At 61.2% G+C, this 16799-nt stretch carries 18 protein-coding genes; 12 read left to right on the plus strand and 6 right to left on the minus strand.

Annotated elements, in window-relative coordinates; translation table 11 throughout:
- Nucleotides 1–10: 10 nt before the first annotated feature.
- The 11 genes from OE747_RS19455 to OE747_RS19505 are packed head-to-tail and all read left to right on the plus strand — an operon-like array spanning nucleotide 11 to nucleotide 10017.
- Nucleotides 11–289 carry a type IV secretion system protein VirB3 gene (locus OE747_RS19455; RefSeq protein WP_038070148.1) on the plus strand — a complete coding sequence of 93 codons (279 nt, stop codon included), beginning with the start codon at nucleotides 11–13 and terminating at the stop codon, nucleotides 287–289.
- Nucleotides 264–2657: a VirB4 family type IV secretion/conjugal transfer ATPase gene (locus OE747_RS19460; protein WP_263830166.1), complete on the plus strand. Its 2394-nt coding sequence runs from the start codon at nucleotides 264–266 to the stop codon at nucleotides 2655–2657. The genes OE747_RS19455 and OE747_RS19460 overlap by 26 nt, the downstream gene beginning before the upstream one ends.
- A complete protein-coding gene (locus tag OE747_RS19465; protein WP_263830167.1) occupies nucleotides 2654–2863 on the plus strand; it encodes a hypothetical protein in 210 nt (69 codons plus the stop codon). Before OE747_RS19460 ends, OE747_RS19465 begins: the two co-directional genes overlap by 4 nt.
- Nucleotides 2860–3972, plus strand: coding sequence for a lytic transglycosylase domain-containing protein (locus OE747_RS19470; RefSeq protein WP_263830168.1), 1113 nt, complete (start codon nucleotides 2860–2862; stop codon nucleotides 3970–3972). Before OE747_RS19465 ends, OE747_RS19470 begins: the two co-directional genes overlap by 4 nt.
- Nucleotides 3969–4736 carry a type IV secretion system protein gene (locus OE747_RS19475; protein WP_263830169.1) on the plus strand — a complete coding sequence of 256 codons (768 nt, stop codon included), beginning with the start codon at nucleotides 3969–3971 and terminating at the stop codon, nucleotides 4734–4736. The genes OE747_RS19470 and OE747_RS19475 overlap by 4 nt, the downstream gene beginning before the upstream one ends.
- Nucleotides 4737–4744: 8 nt before the next feature.
- On the plus strand, nucleotides 4745–5170 hold the full coding sequence (locus OE747_RS19480; protein ID WP_263830170.1) for a hypothetical protein: 426 nt from the start codon (nucleotides 4745–4747) through the stop codon (nucleotides 5168–5170).
- Nucleotides 5171–6184 (plus strand): type IV secretion system protein, encoded by a 1014-nt coding sequence (locus OE747_RS19485; protein WP_263830171.1) that lies wholly within the window; start codon nucleotides 5171–5173, stop codon nucleotides 6182–6184.
- A gap of 17 nt (nucleotides 6185–6201) precedes the next feature.
- Nucleotides 6202–6882, plus strand: a complete 681-nt coding sequence (locus tag OE747_RS19490) for a virB8 family protein (protein WP_088726004.1) — start codon at nucleotides 6202–6204, stop codon at nucleotides 6880–6882.
- A 5-nt stretch (nucleotides 6883–6887) separates the two neighbouring features.
- On the plus strand, nucleotides 6888–7610 hold the full coding sequence (locus OE747_RS19495) for a TrbG/VirB9 family P-type conjugative transfer protein (RefSeq protein WP_088726003.1): 723 nt from the start codon (nucleotides 6888–6890) through the stop codon (nucleotides 7608–7610).
- A 2-nt stretch (nucleotides 7611–7612) separates the two neighbouring features.
- A complete protein-coding gene (locus OE747_RS19500; protein ID WP_088726002.1) occupies nucleotides 7613–9037 on the plus strand; it encodes a TrbI/VirB10 family protein in 1425 nt (474 codons plus the stop codon).
- Entirely contained in the window at nucleotides 9034–10017 is a 984-nt protein-coding gene (locus OE747_RS19505; RefSeq protein ID WP_263830173.1) for an ATPase, T2SS/T4P/T4SS family, read from the plus strand. The genes OE747_RS19500 and OE747_RS19505 overlap by 4 nt, the downstream gene beginning before the upstream one ends.
- A 103-nt stretch (nucleotides 10018–10120) precedes the next feature.
- Here the strand turns inward: OE747_RS19505 and OE747_RS19510 are convergent, their stop codons facing one another.
- From OE747_RS19510 to OE747_RS19535, 6 genes are all read right to left on the minus strand, one after another.
- Nucleotides 10121–10645, minus strand: coding sequence for a hypothetical protein (locus OE747_RS19510; RefSeq protein ID WP_088726000.1), 525 nt, complete (start codon nucleotides 10643–10645; stop codon nucleotides 10121–10123).
- Nucleotides 10623–11954, minus strand: coding sequence for an AAA family ATPase (locus tag OE747_RS19515; RefSeq protein WP_088725999.1), 1332 nt, complete (start codon nucleotides 11952–11954; stop codon nucleotides 10623–10625). Before OE747_RS19515 ends, OE747_RS19510 begins: the two co-directional genes overlap by 23 nt.
- Before the next feature lie 148 nt (nucleotides 11955–12102).
- A complete protein-coding gene (locus OE747_RS19520) occupies nucleotides 12103–12501 on the minus strand; it encodes a VUT family protein (protein ID WP_263830174.1) in 399 nt (132 codons plus the stop codon).
- An 860-nt stretch (nucleotides 12502–13361) separates the two neighbouring features.
- Nucleotides 13362–13955 carry a 7-cyano-7-deazaguanine synthase gene (locus tag OE747_RS19525; protein WP_088725998.1) on the minus strand — a complete coding sequence of 198 codons (594 nt, stop codon included), beginning with the start codon at nucleotides 13953–13955 and terminating at the stop codon, nucleotides 13362–13364.
- On the minus strand, nucleotides 13952–15145 hold the full coding sequence (locus tag OE747_RS19530; RefSeq protein WP_088725997.1) for a PfkB family carbohydrate kinase: 1194 nt from the start codon (nucleotides 15143–15145) through the stop codon (nucleotides 13952–13954). Before OE747_RS19530 ends, OE747_RS19525 begins: the two co-directional genes overlap by 4 nt.
- A gap of 460 nt (nucleotides 15146–15605) precedes the next feature.
- Nucleotides 15606–16331: an 8-oxoguanine DNA glycosylase gene (locus tag OE747_RS19535; RefSeq protein WP_263830175.1), complete on the minus strand. Its 726-nt coding sequence runs from the start codon at nucleotides 16329–16331 to the stop codon at nucleotides 15606–15608.
- 142 nt (nucleotides 16332–16473) lie between these two features.
- Between OE747_RS19535 and OE747_RS19540 the strand changes: the two genes are divergently transcribed.
- Entirely contained in the window at nucleotides 16474–16761 is a 288-nt protein-coding gene (locus OE747_RS19540) for a helix-turn-helix domain-containing protein (RefSeq protein ID WP_143597940.1), read from the plus strand.
- Nucleotides 16762–16799: the final 38 nt, after the last annotated feature.

Here is a 16799-nt window from a genome sequence, read left to right on the forward strand (position 1 = left end):
GAGAATAGAGTTGGCAGAACGATCCCCCCTTTTTCTGGGCCTCGCCCGTCCGCCCAAGTATCTGGGCCTCCCTGTCGGATACCTGGTGGTGCTGGCGACAGGGGTCGTTTTGCCGTTCATCTGGACGAAGTCCATGGTCTTCTTTCTGATCGGCCTCGTTGCCTATCCGATCCTCTGGTTCGTCGCCGACCGCGAGCCGCATTTCTTCGAGGTCCTGCGCGTCTCTTACGGCTCGGTGCGCCCGACAAAGAACCGCGCCCTGCATGGGGGTGACAGCTTTGGCGCTTGATGCGGGCACACTTTCCACTCACGGAACGGCACTCCTTCAAGCAGGCGGCCGGGAGTTCGCGCGGGAGAGCTATCTCGCCGAACACCTGCCGTATTTCGCGCTGGCGGATGAGGATGTGATGGTGCTGCGCGAGGGCGACCTCATGGCCACCCTGCGCCTTGATGGTCTGAACCCGATGACCAGTGAGGACGCCCGGCTCGATGCGCTCAAACGCGCGGTCGCCGCCATCGTCGCCCAGACCGGCAACGCCTTTGGTTTCTACATCCACCGCATCTCGGTGCCGCAAGATCTTGGGATGCGCCCCATCGAAGGGGACAGCTTTGCCGCCGCGATTGATGCGCGCTGGCAGACCCATGTCAAAGACCTCCGCCCCGCCAAGCGCCAACTCTATCTCAGCGTCATCCGGCGGCCCGACATTTCGTCGCGCATTCCGCTCCTGCGGGCGCTGGCCCGCAAGGCCTGGGTCAAGGACCGCGCCACGCGTGTACAGGAACTCAACGAGGTCATGGGCTTTTTCGAGGTGGCGCTTGCCTCGGCCAACCCGGTCCGGCTCACGAAGTCGGGCGGGGAGTGGCTGGGCTATCTCAATACTCTGAACGCGGGCAGCTTCTCCCCCATCGGCTTCGGGCAAAGCGCCCTGCCCCTCTCGCATACATTGAGCAATTGCCGCGCGACCTTCGATGGCGACGTCGTCACCCTGAGCGACGCCGTGACCGGTCAGGTCAAATACGGTGCGCTCTTCTCGATGAAGACTTATCCGGCGCTCACGGACGTCACGCTGCTCGACGCGCTCGACCTGCCCCTCGACATCGTGCTGACGAACTCCTTCAGCCCAATCCCGAACAACATCATGGCCGAACGCATCCAGCGCATCATCCGCCAGATGCATGCCTCCGACGATGCCGCCGTCTCGCTGCGGGAACAGCTCGGGCAAGCCGCCGATGACCAGGAGGCGGGCCGCATCGCCTTTGGCGACCATCACCTCTCTATCGCCGTCTATGCGCCGGATCGCGACATCCTCGAACGGGCCGCCGCCCAGATCAAGCGCGTCGGCCAGGAAATCATGTCGGTCATCGTACGCGAGAACATGGCGCTGAAAGCCACCTACTTCGCGCAGTCACCCGGTAACTTCGGCTACCGGGCGCGGAAGACGCCTATCTCCTCGATCAATTTCGCCGACTTCGCGGCCCTGCATGGCAGCGTCGAAGGGCGCGGTCCTGACCAATCCCCTTGGGGTCAGACGATCTCGGTCCTGCCCACGGTCGGCACCTCGGGTTATCGCTTCAATTTCCACGAGGCGGGCAGTCCCGGCAAGGAACCCACGGTCGGCCATACGCTTGTGCTCGGGCGCACCGGCACCGGCAAGACGCTCACCACCGCCTTCCTTGCAGCCCAGGCGCAGCGGGTCGGCGCGCGGCTCTTTTTCTTCGACAAGGACCGGGGGCTCGAGATGGCGGTCCGCGCCCTTGGCGGCCGCTACAACGAAATCCGCGCAGGCGTACCGACGGGCCTGAACCCGCTCGCCACCGAGACCGACGAGCGCGGCCGCGCCTGGCTCTCGGACTGGCTTGCGACACTTCTCACCCGCAATGGCACGCTCTCGGGCGAGCAATCGCGCCACATTCAGAGCGCCGTCGGCCAGAACGCCGATGCGGGCGCGGCCCTGCAGCGCTTCGCGAGTTTCGAGACGCTGTTTCAGTCGCTTGACGATGATGGCGAGCTGCAATCCCGCGTTGCCGAATGGGCGCCAGGTGGGCGCTATGGCTGGGTCTTCGACGAGCCCGAGCGCGGCGCCGGCCTCAAGCTCACGGGCGATATCGTCGGGTTCGACATGACCGAGATCCTCGACATGACCACCGAGCGCATGGCCGTGCTCTCCTACATCTTCCGCCAGATCGAACGCGTGGTCGAGGATCGCCGCCCCACCATCATCGTCCTCGACGAGGCCTGGAAGCTTCTCGACGATCCCTACTTCGGGGCCAGGCTGGAAAACTGGTTGGTGACGCTACGCAAGATGAACTGCGTCGTGATCATGATGACGCAGTATCCGAGCCAGCTGCGCGACAGCCGCGTCGGCAAGACCATCGTCGAGACGGTGCCAACCCAGATCCTCTTCCCGAACGATCGCGCCACGGTCTCCGATTACGATTTTCTCCGCGTGAACGCCAAGGAGGCTGCCCTTCTCGTGCAGCCCACCATTGGCCAGCGCATCGCGCTTGTGCGCTCGGCGGGCGACAGCGTCTTCGTCGATGCGGACCTCTCAGCACTTGGCGATCTCCTTCCCATCCTTGGCGGCGGCGCCACCGGCGAAGCCCGCGTGCCCGCCGATTGGCGCGCCAATCCCGATTTCTGGAGACATGTGATATGAGTTCGAAACCTCTCCTCGCGCTTTGCGCCGCCGCGAGCCTTCTGGCGGCTTGCGAGACATATACCGAGAAAACCTCGCCCTGCTTTGGACGCAATGGCGAGCCGCAGGTTACCCGGTCCGCGCTTTCCTTCTCGACCATGGGCGCACCGGCTCAGGAGACGGTCAAACCCGACTGCAATTTCGAGCCCCTGCCCCGTCCGGAATGAGCCGCGCCGCGATCATATCCGCCGGGCTCTGCCTCGGCCTCAGCGGCCTACCCGCGCATGCCCAGGGCGTGCCGACGCAGGACAATTCCGCGATTGGCCGCGCCATCGCGCGGGTGACGGCGCTGGCCGAGGATCTAGGCGTCCAGCAGGACAAGGATCGGACCGAGTCCACGCTGGCCGATGTGCAGGCCGACCAGCTGCGCGTCCTCGAAGAGATGACGGCGGCCATCACCGGGCCCGGCTTCGATATCCGCGCGCTCGAAGGAAACGCGGATTTTGGCGTGGCGGCGGTCTATCCCAATACCGATCCGAATCCGATGAACAACCGCCTCTTCGGCGAGGGACGCGAGACGGTCGAGATGATGATCGTCGAGGTCGCGGGCGAATTCGCTGGCGCCCCGGGTGTGGCCCGCGCCGGTCTCTCGGCCACCCAGTGGCGCTGCCTCTTTCAGGCCCTGATCAAGCAGGAGAGCCGCTTCAACGTCGCCGCCGAAAGTCCGGTCGGGGCCTATGGTCTGACCCAGCTCATGCCCGGCACCGCCGCCGATCTCGGCGTCGACCGCTATGACGTGAAGGACAACCTGCGCGGCGGGGCGCGCTACATCACCACGCAGCTCAACCGCTTCGGCAACATCCCCCATGCGCTCGCGGCCTATAACGCAGGCCCCGGCCGGGTGATCGAATATGGTGGCGTGCCGCCCTTTGCCGAGACTCAAGGCTACGTCCGCAACATCTCCAAGTTTTATAACGAGTACCTGGCCGTGGTGGGCGGCGCCGATGCGCTCGGTACGCTCTCGCCCTCGGACTTTGCGCTCGCTGAATATGCCAGCATCTCCGAGGCCGGCGTCTATTACGCCGCCGACAGCTCGGCCACGACCGAACAGGTCATCAGCCGGTTGCGCGCGATCATCCTGCAGATCGATGCGCAGCCCAATGCCAAGGCGGCCTGGGAGCTCAACACCTACGCCAAGGCCGAGATCGGTCGCATTCTCAACCTCCGTGTCCGGCTGATGGCGGCAAACCAGCAGCGCGAGGCGGCCTACGCGCAACACCTCGTCGCCGACCGGCTGGCCGGGCGCGACTTCATGCAGATGGGAGTTCCCGAATGAGACATTTTCTTCTGGTGACCACCGCGGTCGTCGCGCTCGGCGTTGGCGGACCGGCCAAGGCCCAGGGCGTGCCGACTTTCGATGGTTCGCAGCTTGGTCAACTCGTGGCCCAGCTCGAGCACATGGCCGAGGACCTGAACGTCCAGATGCAGCAGCTCGCGACCATGCGGCTGGAACTGGAAACCCAACTGTCACAGCTGACGAACCTCGAGGCGCAACTGACCTCGCTCATTGAAGGCAGCGGGCTCGGAGAACTCTTTGCCACGGTCGAAGAATTCCGAGCGCTGCGCGGCAAGCTGATCGCGCCCCTCAATACCGCACAATCTCTGGCAAGCGGCGATTTTCTCAGCGGCTTCAATCCCGGCGCGGAACTCTCGGCCTCGGTCGAGCGGGTTTTGTCTGGCAGCGGTTTCACGTCAGAGCGCCTGATCACGCTCTCGGGATCGGATCAGCCCGCCGACAACCGCATCGCCACCTCGGCAGGGGCCAGCGCCATGTTGTCGGTCGCCGCACAGGAAAGCCACGAAGAGGCGGGGCAAAGCCTTGAGCGGCTCGAAACCATGGTCGGGCTCATCGACGACCAGGACGGGCTGAAAGCCGCCGTCGATCTCAACACCCGCGTCACCGCCGAGCTCGGCATCATCTTGACCCAGATCTGGCGGCTGGAAGCGGCCCAGGGCGTCAGCGCCGGCCAGCTTGGCGTTGTCGATGCCGCGACGCTCGCGGATGAACGCAAGTTCCGCTCGATGGCGGTGGATCCATGAGGCAAGTCATGACCCTCAACTTGGCACCAGTTCTATCTCTTGGTCTCGCCGCGCTTGTCGTGGCCGCCCTACCAAGTGTTGCGTTGGCCCAAACTCCGACCACGCAGCCCTCCGGTGACACACCCTTCAACTCGATGGCCATCGCGCGGGACGAGGCCGACGCATGCCGTGTCCCGAAACCGCCCATCGATCTGGCCAAGACCGCCTATCTGCGCAACGGCTACCGGGCGATCCTGCGCATCCTGATTGCCGAAGAGGCGCTCGCCTCAGAGAACTGCACCTGCCTGCTCGACCAGTTCAGCTGGGATCAGGCGCTCACCGCCCTGCCCCGGTTCCAGACCACGGACAACCTGCGCCTGCCGTTTAAGGTGCTGGACCTTTACGCCAAAGCCGACGCGCTCGAGGCGCAAGTTGCGGAGGCCTGTGCCGAGTAGATGGGCGTTATTCGCGACATCCTGAGCCAGGTCGACGCCGCGGTGGATACCGTGGCGCAGGACGGCTTTCTCTCTTCGGCAGGTGCTGTCGGCGACGTGATCTCCGCCGGGGCTGCGCTCCTCGTTGTGCTCCTCGGGATCAACGCGGTGATGCAGCTCCGCCCCCTGCCCTTCGGCACCGGCTTTGCCTTCGGGATGAAGGTGGCGCTCGTGGGGATGTTCGCGCAGAGCTGGGACAATTTCAGCGTCATCTATGACATCGTCACACGGGTGCCCGACTCCGTCGGCGCGTCGATCCTGGCGCTCACCGGCTCGGGCGACGAGGCCGGGGTCTATGAGAGCCTCGACAACATGGTCGCGCGCATCACCGCCTATGGCGACACGATCGGCGACCGCGCGGGCTGGGTCTTCGGCGCGGTTCTGGGTGCCATCTTCTTTGTCCTCTCCGCCGTCTTTGCCGCCGTCACTGCCGGGATCATCGCCTTCGCCCGCATCGTCTTCGCGCTGATGATCGTGATCGCCCCCTTCATGATCGTGACCTCGCTGTTCAAGCCGACCCAGTCCCTCTTCGAGGCATGGACCCGCGCCACCATCGGCTATGCGCTCATGCCCGTCGCCGCCGCAGGCGCCGCCGGCATCATCGTGGCCATCGCCGAGGCCATCGGGGATGCTTCCGCCGATCCGGGCGATGTCGAGACCGTCAGCCTCATCCTGCCCTTCCTCGTCATTCTGATCCTCAGCGCCGGGATCATGGCCTCGGTCCCCTACATCGCCTCCAACCTCACCGGCGTTGTCGGCATTGCCTCGAATGCCGTGGGGCTGACCGGCCTCGCGCGGCAGGGGTTCGTAAACACGCGGGAGTATGGCACCGGAGCGACCTCACGCCTCGTCACCGGTAAATCTCCGCACGAGTTGAACCAGATGGCCAATGCAGGAGTGGTGAAGACAGGCGAGCTGATCCGGCAAAGCCCCGGCGCGCTTCTCTCGGCCGCCAAGGCCTTCCGAAAACCCTGATGTGAAAGACGACGACTTTGAAGAAGCTTGTGACCAGTTCCGCGAACCACGACCGCGACGCTTTCGAGGCGGATTTCATCTACGGGCCCAGGCGGCGCGAGCGCTTCGCCTGGTTCGTGGCAGCCGCCGGCGTGCTGGTCGGCGTCGCCGGCATGGTCGCGGGCGCGAGCCTCTTTCCCCTCAAATCCACCGAGACCTTCGTGGTCGTGGTCGACAAGGAGACCGGCGAGATGGACCGGGTTGCGGCTGTCCAGGCGCTGACGCTTTCCGAGAGCGACGCCATTATCCAGGCGAACCTCGTGGCCTATGTCGACGACCGAGAGACCTATGACCTGACCGATGGCGAGCAACGCATCAACTCGGTGCTGGACCGTTCGGACGGCGACGCCGCCCGCACATTGCGCGATCTCTGGTCCTCTACCAATGAGGACTATCCGATCACCGTCTATGGCCGTGACGCCAAGATCGAAGTGGTCATCAAGTCCGTCAACCAGATCGAGCGCGGCGTGGCCCAGGTCCGCTTCACCCGCACGCTGCGCCGGCCGCGCGACACGCGCACCGTCACCCGGTCCTACGTGGCGACCGTCGGCTACGACTTCCAACCCGAAACCCGCCAGCGCCTTCAGGACGTCTGGGCCAACCCCTTGGGCTTCGTGGTGACCTCCTACCGCGTCGACGCCGAGACCCTGGAGAACTGACCCCCATGAAATCCCTGCCCGCGCTCCTCCTGGCGCTTGCCCTTCCTGTTGCCGCCTATGCCGAGGCCACGCCGCAAGGCGGCCCGCTCGACATCCGCATTCGCACCGCCGTCTATGATGAAAACCAGGTCTACCGGATCGAGACCGATCTGCGGCACTCGACCACGATTCATTTCGGGGCGGGGGAGCGGTTTGAGGCCGTGATCGTCGGCGACACCGAAAGCTTCCAGGTCGATCCAATCCCTGAGCTTGGCAATGTGCTCACGATCAAACCGCATGTGGCCAATGCCTCCACCAACATGACGGTCATCACAAACCGCCGCACCTATTCCTTCCATCTGCGCGAGGGCTCGATTCCGAACCGCACCGGCATGTTCTTCGAGGTGCGCTTCCGTTACCCCGACGAAGAACGCCGCGCGGCGAGTGCAACCCAGCCCAAAGGCTTCGAGGCCTCGCGCAACTACAACTACCGCGTCTCGGGGATCGGCGACTTCCGCCCCAGCCATATCTATGACGACGGGCGCTACACGTATTTCGTTTTCCCGGAGAACGGTCGCCAGCCCGCCCTCTTCAAGGCCGATGACCAGGGCCGTGAGCGCACCGTGAACTGGACCCAGCAAGGCAACACGGTCCGGGTGCTCGGGGTCAACAGCTATTGGACGTTGCGCATCGGCGACGAGGCCATCTGTGCCTGGCGCGACGAGAGCGCCATCTACGTGAGCAACTGACCATGGCCGATCAAACCCCTCCCGATCTGCAAGACCGCCTTGATCAGTTCAGCCAGCGCGGCAAATCCAAACGCCGGGGCAACAGCCTCGGGGTCGGCGCGCTCGCCGCTGCCCTCGCCGTGGGCGGTGCCGGGGTCGCGTATTTCCTGGCCACCGGACTGCAAGAGGGCGATAGTGCGCTCGAGACCTCCGATGTCGAGACCTTCCAGGACCGCCGCCCCGGCACAGGCGGGCGGCTGGAGTTCCCGCCCGACGAGACAGAGCAAAGGGTGAATGACGCGCTGATCGCGGTCGAGGAAGCGCTCGATGTCCCCGCCGCCCCTGCCCCGGAACCGAGCACCGAGGTGCTGGCAGAGATCGCCAAGCTGCGCGAGGCCCTTGCCGCCAGCCAGGCCGCCCGCAACTCGGAAATCCAGTCCGCTGTTGCGGACCTGCGCGAGGCCTTCGACGAGCAGAAGGCGGCGCTCGAGGCGACCCTGACAGCAAAGGAAACCGAGCTTGCCAACCTGCAGCGCCAGACCGAGACCCGCATCGAGGGCTTGCAGGCCATGCTCGATGCCGAGAGGGCGCAGCGCGAGGGGCTCGAGGCCGAGCTCGACCGCGAAGGGTTGATCGCCGATCAGCGCTTGCTCGAAGAACGCCGCCGCCAGGAAGAGGAGCAACGCCAGCGCGAGGCCGAACGGATCGCCGAGGAGCTTCTGACCGCGCAAATCAAATCCCCTGCCGTGGTCTATGCCGACGGTCCGCGCGGCGGCGCGAGTAGCGCGGCGGTGGCCGATCCTGCTGCCGCTGGCACTGGCGGGCCGGTCCTCTCGGGTAATGAGGCGTTCCTGCAGAGTGCGCGCCCGCTCGAGGTGCAGGAGGCCGCCCGCCTCTCCCATCCCGAGCGCACCCTGACCCAAGGGTCCGTCATCCAGGCCGCGCTCCAGACCGCCATCAACAGCGACTTGCCGGGGTCAGTCGTCGCGGTCGTCTCTGAACCGGTTCCGGCGTTTTCCGGGGACCGGATCCTGATCCCCCGGGGTTCCCGCCTTTTTGGCCAATACCGCTCCGGGATCGAGATGCACCAGAAGCGCATCCTGATCCTCTGGACCCGCGTCCTGACCCCGGACGGCACCTCGATGGAAATCGCCGCCGTGGGCGGAGACCAGCTTGGCCGCTCAGGCCTCACCGGTCTCGTCGACACTAAGTTCGCCGAACGTTTCGGCGGGGCGGCGCTGATTTCCGTGATCGGAGCCGCGCCTGCGGTGGCGGCGGAAAGCGCCAACAATGAAACCACAAGCATCGTCCTGGGCGATGTCGGCAGCGACCTTCAGGACGCGGTCGGTTCGGTCATCGCGGATCAGGTCTCGATCGCGCCGACGATCTATGTCGATCAGGGCGCCTCGGTCACCGTGCTCGTGGATCGGGATGTGGTGATCTATTGACCAGGACAGAAAGCCCAGCCTCCTACCTCGAGCGATATCTCGACCCGTTCCGCGACCTTCTGCGGCGCTACGACGTGGTCGAGATCGCGATCAACCCGGACGGCAAGGTCTGGCTGGAGGTCGCAGGCGACGCCACCATGCGCCACGAAGGCCAAACTGTGGATCGCACCACCGCCCTCAACATGGCCCAGACCATCGTTGGCGATGCCAAGGCCCGCGTTTCTGAAAAGAACCCGCTCGTGTCCGGCAAGGTGGAATATGCAGGCCGGCCCCTCCGGGTCCAGGTCGCCGTGCCGCCAGCCATTGATCGCGGTGCCTCGATCACCATCCGCCTCTTCGCCTCGGGCAGCGTCAGGGACTACGCCCCAGCCTATCTCTTCGGCAAGGCCGTCTCGCTCGATACCCTCCGAGCCGAGAAGATGAAGAACATCGCCAGTCTTGCCGAAGAGAACCTCGAGGTCGCGCTGCAAACCCTGGTCGAGGCACGGCTCAACGTCCTGATCAGCGGCGGCACCTCGACCGGCAAGACCACGTTCGCGCGACACCTGCTGATGCATGTGAGCGAGCAAGAGCGGCTGATCACCATCGAAGACGCCTTCGAGCTTTTCCCCGGCCAGCCGAACACCGTCGCCCTCCTGGCCGACCGCGGTGCCGGTTCGCAACGCAGCGCCAACGCCCTCCTGCAGGCCTCCCTCCGCATGCGACCCGACCGGATTATCGTCGGAGAGTTGCGCGGGGCCGAGGCCCTGACCTATCTCGAGGCGATCAACACGGGCCATGGCGGGTCGGTCTCCACCATCCACGCGGAAACCGCGGAACTCGCCATCGACCGGCTGGCGATCATGGTGCTACAGGCTGGCACACCGCTGACATTTGCCGAAGTGCGGGAATACATCCGGAAATCCATCGACGTGATCGTGCAGCTCGGGCGGGCCGAGGGCAAGCGGGGGATTACGGAGTTCTATTTGCCGGGGGAATGACGCCGCTGGGCGGAAATTGACAGAAACCGGATTAGCTGCGTCCAAAATCGGATCGCTCGAAAACCCCCAAATCATAGACTGAAAAACAGCATTCTCGCCAGAACTATGACTGCAAGATGTGCTGTATTCGTGCTATGCCAAAAACCCAGTTTAGCAGCCGCTTTTGATCCTCGAGCGAGGTCATTGGGCCAGCATCCGCATAGTTCGCGACGAATTCCGCATTGATCTGCCGCCACATGTTTATGGCCGCGGACTCAATTGCCTCTGCTGCAAGCGGTGAACCCGGCTTCACCTTCGCAGCCAGGCAATAGGCCGAGCAACCTGCAACCTCGAAACTGACCTGTGCAACGGCGAAGCCAACCTCTCGAAGAAACATCACAAGGTGATGGTCAGGCACGGGAACAGCGTTCTGCTCTGGCATAAGAAGAGGAAATATCTCCGAGACAATCAAGACGCCCTTTCGTTCCGCGAGTAACTTCCAGATGCAACTCACAGCCTCGGCGATGTCAGCGGGGCGAAGTACGTGAAGGACGTTCGTCAGAAGAACGACGTCGGCAGAGATATGCGCCAGTGCTTCGACATGTGGAACTATCGTGATCCCTGGGTCATCGGCATGAAGCTCGGCCAATTTTTTTTCCGGTGTCAGCGACGGGTTCGAACAACGTCCAACGGATCTGTTCCGCCGCACCTGTCTTGCGAATTTCTTTGACAGTTCGCCCGAGGCCGGCACCCCAATCAACCACATCAAGGGTGGTCATCCCGGAGAAGTACTTTTCAAGGAAAGCACCGATCTGGGCGGTCTGCCGGTCTGGATAAGGGCTGGCGCGGGCCGGCGCAGCAGAGCACTCAAAGGCGGTTGCCATTGCCAATTTGACTGTGCTGGAAGATAGCTCTGTGCTCGAGGCTGCTTGGGACAGCAATCTGGCATCGGCAATGTCGAAGAGCTTGTAGGTATAGGCAAGCCTTCTGAAATCATCTCTTAGCCTGGTGAAACGGCGTTTCGGGATTGGCTGCGATGGGCGGCGTACAATGCGGGTAGGTCCGACAGGATCCCGTACATCTTCAAGCTCGACGAAGTAGACGTCATCAACAGCGCGACCGAAGATCATATGTGGGTGATGCGATGCCAGGATGGTTTGAGGCACGTGATTTTTGAGAAACTCCAGCACATCGGAGATGTATCTGGGATGGAAGAAATTCTCGATTTCATCGTAGGCACACACGTCGGGTTGGTCGACCGCGATCTCGGTCATGATCGTGAAGAGTGACTTCTGGCCGTCGCTCCAATCGGGGTAGGGCGCAACCACACCGTTGCCCCAAACCAAGACGAGTTCGATGCCCTTTTCATGTTTGCGAAAACCCAGAGCCGCGTTGGTGACCTTCAAGAAGACCCTGAGGAAGTCATGCTCGGCGACATCCAGCATGAAGAGCGCCTCTTCTTCATCCGGAACCATTTGGTGAACCGACTGCCGATAGGTCTCATTGTCGAGCCATTCTTCGGCCTGAAAATCATCTGGTGCCTCTATCGCCTCCAAGATATGCGGCATGAGCAGGGCAAAAAGCCCGATTTTCAACCTCAGATACTCATCGCCTAGATTGACCTTCTTTCCTGCCTGGACCTCGCCCAGGATGCCAAGCGACGTCATGCGTTCCTTGTGGTGGTGGGGGCGAACGATGTTAACCCTACCTTGACCCGTTGTCTTGAGCTTGAAGCCAGGAAAGCTTTTTGACGACTGCTTGGCTGTTGCCACCCCCTTCAAAGCTCTGAGGATGAAAGACTTCCCGGTTCCGTTTTCTCCGCAAAGAACAGTCACCGAGCCGCGTCCGTCTTCGCTCGGAAGTTTGAAGGTCAGCGGTGAAACACCGGATGCCTTCGGAATGAGAAAGCTCTCGATCAGATTTGGCGGTTCGTTCTTGGTTTCATTCTCCGACACCATGTGCAGGATTCTCCGAGCTTTTCATGCCTAATGACAATAGCGGACGCGTACGCACAGGCCCGATCCTTGAGGTACCCCTAGTTTCCTAGACACCTGCCAGGTTCACGATCACTTCAAACGCCGCGGCCTTGTCCCATTATGACTTTGCCTAAAGCGGCGTCGGGCGCTTTGCCCAAATTCCCCTTCGACGCTCCCAAATGACAATGATTAGGATGGTTACGAGTACCATGTAAAGCTTGCCCAAGACCTGTCCGGCCAAATAGTCCAAACTGCCGAACGCGAGCCAAAGAAAAACCAAGCTATCAACAATCAAGCCAACAGTGCTACTGACCAACGCGGCAACCACGAATCCGCGCCGGCGCAGCGGGGCGAAAACCGCGAAATCTGAAAGCTCCGACAAGAGGAATGCGGTTGTGGAGGCGATTAAGAGCGCTTGGGGGGAAAATATCGCAGATATGAGACTTCCTAATAAAATGGCGGAAAGCGCCCAGTACGCACCGAGATCTCTATGGACGAGATCACGCAATACCAATGCCAGGCCGACCATTAGAACGCCGCTCGGCGCAGATATCCCCGGCAAGACCGGTATCAAGCACGGTCCATTGGGAACGCAATAAGTTCCCACGTTCTGAATGAGCCAGTTCGAAGCTGGTCCCGTCAGCAAAAAGCCAATGTAGGAGAGGACCACACCACCTTTCACAATTCTTGCTTTCCGTCTCGAAATCGATGTCACTCGCAACAGGCTCCCATTTTTATCCTCCGCCCAAATGTACCGCACCTGCACCGACAAAACGGTCGGTGAAGTTCTTGCCGCCGAGGAGGGAGCTTCCTACTCTCCCGAGCACCACCGACGTCATTCCCAAACTTGTGGCAACCATGCAAATCGTCATGGCGAGCGCACCGCTGTCACGCCAAATAAGGCTGGCGCTATTCTCGTAGCAGCTTTCAAGAAATTCGATATCAGCGACGAATTGAAGGGTCGTTCCAGCTGTCGCCGAACAGAGAGAATTCACGCTATCCGAATTCGCATCTCTCACAAGGGTCGGGTCTTGGACTAGCTTGAGGGCGTGCGAGGAAGGATCATAGACACCAACTGGGTCATTCTCCCCAACCGGAATGCAAAGTATCGACAGGACATGCAATCCACCCGCTGACGGACTTGCTCGGCCAACCCACGGGACACCGAACCGCCCTGGGCCTCGACATCGCTCACGCGTCAGGTGAAAGAGAAGGTCTCCCAATTGCTGCCGGGAAACCCGCCCCGAGATTGCCGACCGACGGGCCGCCAGGACGTCCGGCAGACCTACATCCGGAAGAAGTCGCGGCTTCGGAAGTTCAACGACGCCGTTTTCTGGAAAGCTAGCTCTCGTGGTGGCTTGTGGAGGCAGTATCGGGCGAGGCTCATCATCAATAGGCGACACCGTAGATTTCCTTGGTCACCTGATAATGTTTCACGCATCCGCGACACTGGCCGCAGGCCAAATTCCCAGTGTGGCAAGAATGAGCCCATGCCAGAATCTCGCGCGGGACACCTGAATGGCGCACCAGTTCGGTGGTCGTCATTGTAAGGGCTGGAGCCGAGATGCGGATGCCGCCCTCTTGCACAGCGGTCACCCTATCCATTGCGTCGTAGAACTCAGGACGCCCGTCTGCGTGCGTGCCATCAGACGAGACCGATCCGGTCATCACCTCAGTTACGCCGAGAACTATTCCCCGAGCAGCGGCGAAGGTCACGAGCAACTGATTGCGGAATGGCCACCATTCCGGTACGGGGGCGACACCGAGGGCATCGTTTCCCGCCATGTCACCGGAACCAATGGCACGGCAGTCGATCGCAATGATCTCATGCTGCATCCCGATTTCTTTTGCCACTTGGCTGGCCGCAGTAATTTCTGCCTCGGCCGCGCGTTGCCCGTAGTCAATCGTGATGGCAATCTCAGGACGCTGCCAATAGGCGACGGCAATGGAGTCCATGCCTCCGGACAGGAGAAGTGCTCTCATGGTTCGGCCCAAACTGTTTGGTAAATCGCGGTCACCAAGTCTTCGTATACTCGACAGCCAGTGCCCATGGGCATCTTGAGATCTTCTGGCCGCACATTCTGCGCTAATGCAATGACCGGAATTCCTTTCGCCACCGCATAGCCAATCTCAAAAATTGTACCGGCGTCGCCTCCATTCAAAATCGCGAGCACGACGGAACACTCGTCAAGTCCCGCGAGATCTTGTTTCGCGACCACATCGCCCGGACCTACGCCTACATCATGAAGTGGCGAAAAGACCTCAACTTCCATGTGCAAGAGCTGTTCGCGGACCTCTTCGACAATCCAGCGCTCGGCCAAATTGAAGAACGGTGCAGCCAGATAGACTTTGCCGCCTCTCGGCTCGACCGCGTCTTTGACCACTTCGCGCAATGTATCTTTAGGCACCAGTGGGAGAGAACGCGTACCACAGTAATAGGACGTCGCTCTGGACGCGAGATCCGCGGCCTCCGCAGCTGGTTTCTCAAGCTTACCCCAATAATAGGCAAAAGCTGCAGAGAACACATCTCCCGACCCAATCTTCCAGACATTCTCGCTTCGGTATGATGGTACTGGCACAGGGGCCTCACCCCGAACGTGGACCATCGCTCCGTGTCCTCCCATTTTCAGGACAACAACGTCAGCCTTCCATTCATCAAGGATGTGTTCAACGATCTCGGAGGGTTCAGTCCGCCCAGAAAGGCGGCGGCCTTCAAGCCTGTTCAAGATGACGGCCAGAGTCTCAGCGCTGGAACCATTCTCGTGGTATGGCCGAGGATCGAATGCCGATTGCGGATCGTAGACAACCCGGCCCCCGGCAACTCGGGCACTCCCCTCAAGCATGCCAAAACGAAGCACGACGTCTCCTACCACCTCAAAAGGGGGGTACTGAGGAATAGCGTCGGGTCGAGGCGTAATCCTAGGCGTACCGAGCGAGTGCATATATTCAAACTCGACCCCTTCTTCGACCTCCGGACCGGTTGCATCTATCCCGAAGGCTGCAGACAGATTTTCAATTCCCGCTGACAGTGATTTGGCGCGAACTGTATGAAGGGAAATTGTCTCGCCTGTATCAGCTAAGGCGACGGCTGCTCGGCCCGCTGACCCAAATATGTCGTCCCAATGCGGCTCGATGCAGCTTTCACGATATACGCCACCTGCAATTGTAATCATGCAGGCCGGACCTGTAGTGTAATTGCGGCGCCGGACCGGCTTGCAACTTCAGCGACGTATTGGTGTCCGTTTTGAATGCAGTCCACAATTTGCATGTGACCGGTATGGGTCAACGCGCCAGCAATACCGGCAGGCGCGTGAACTTCCAATATGGGACGCGGACCACCTAAGTTCAAAACAACGTCCAACACGTCTCCAACAGCAAGGGTCGAAACAACGGCTGGTCGGGGACTGTTCAGGGGCGCTTGCTGAAAAATGGCGCAAGGATCGGCTCCGCCGCCTCCGGCGCCACCACCCCCTCCGGCACCTGGTCGATTGGGGATCTTCGGCGGCGTGTAATCGTCACGCCCTCCACCACCACCTGACATGTTAGTCCTCCTAAATCCAAAGCACCGCGAACCGCCTCAACCTAGGGGGGAACACACCTTAAGAAAAGTGCTTAATCAACGGATTATGGAATTTACAGCGCCAAGCTTAGTTGAACTGGCTCGGCCTTCGGCGAGAAAACTTCGGCCGAAGGGTCGGCCAGTCTTCGCAGGATTGCGGCAGGAATCTGACGCATGTTCATCCACATGACAGAATCCAAGATGGAAGCCTTGACAGAGATCGCTTCCGCGAAATCGAGGAATGCCGCTTCCAGCTCAAGATAGTGGCGTTCGACAGATTTCCCTTCAGGAAATATCTGCAGTATTCTGCCCGCGCGCAGTATGTGGATGTCCAAAATCGAAACACAATCGCTGTCACGCCAATTTCGGACAATCCAGGAAGCTGTCTTTGGCCCCACTCCCGGCAGCGCTGTCAACGCATCTCGCAGCTCTCTATCAGGGGCCTCTCGGTCCAAACTTCGCAGCGCGCGCATCGACCCTGCAAGATAGGCCGATTTCTGTTTTGCGAAACGGTAGCGAACAAGCCTCCCGTTCAGGTCCAATGGGTCGGCAAGTAGCTCAAGGACGAATTCCTCATCCAAAAGCCGACATGGGCTTTCGGCGTTCACCGCTCGCAGACGTTCATATGCAGCTAGCCCAACTTCTGCAGGAATGCCGTAACCTCCGAGCAGGCAAGCAATCAGCTCCTCCTCAAGGCTCCGACCGAGCTTGTAGTGCGCCGGCGCCTCAACTTGCCACATCCAGGCTTGCGCAGCCCAGTATGCGGGTGAACCGATTTCCTCAGCGAACCCCCAAACCAAGCCATTTATGTCCAGACGTTGATCTGCCGAGGGCAAGTTACGACCGACGTAGCCTGCCTCCGACCTTGCATAGACGGTCTGAATTGACGAGTGAGCGCTAGAATGCATAAAATGCATATATCCTGAATAATCCCCGACGACAATGAGCGACCTGATAGCAGAAGTGGAAAATGTGCGGCAATCCGCTCGAATGAGTCAGGCTGAAGTCGCTCATCAAATGGGCGTTTCGCAGGGACAGTATAGCAAGGTGGTTGCGAACCGCGTCCCATTGGCACCCAAGATGGCTGCCAAGATGAAAGCTTGGCTGGAACAGAACGAATCGACGGCAGTCAGTATCGACCGCGAGATCCTCAAAAAATGCATCGAATTGATGCATTTGCTTCGCACGCGCGTCGAAGCCGCAGAGGAAACCGACAAGAAGAGCGACTGATGTTGCTCGCCCTTGGTCGACAACACTGCGTAACGGCA

The sequence above is a fragment of the Ruegeria aquimaris genome, assembly GCF_025751555.1.
Classification (GTDB): Bacteria; Pseudomonadota; Alphaproteobacteria; order Rhodobacterales; family Rhodobacteraceae; genus Ruegeria_B; species Ruegeria_B aquimaris.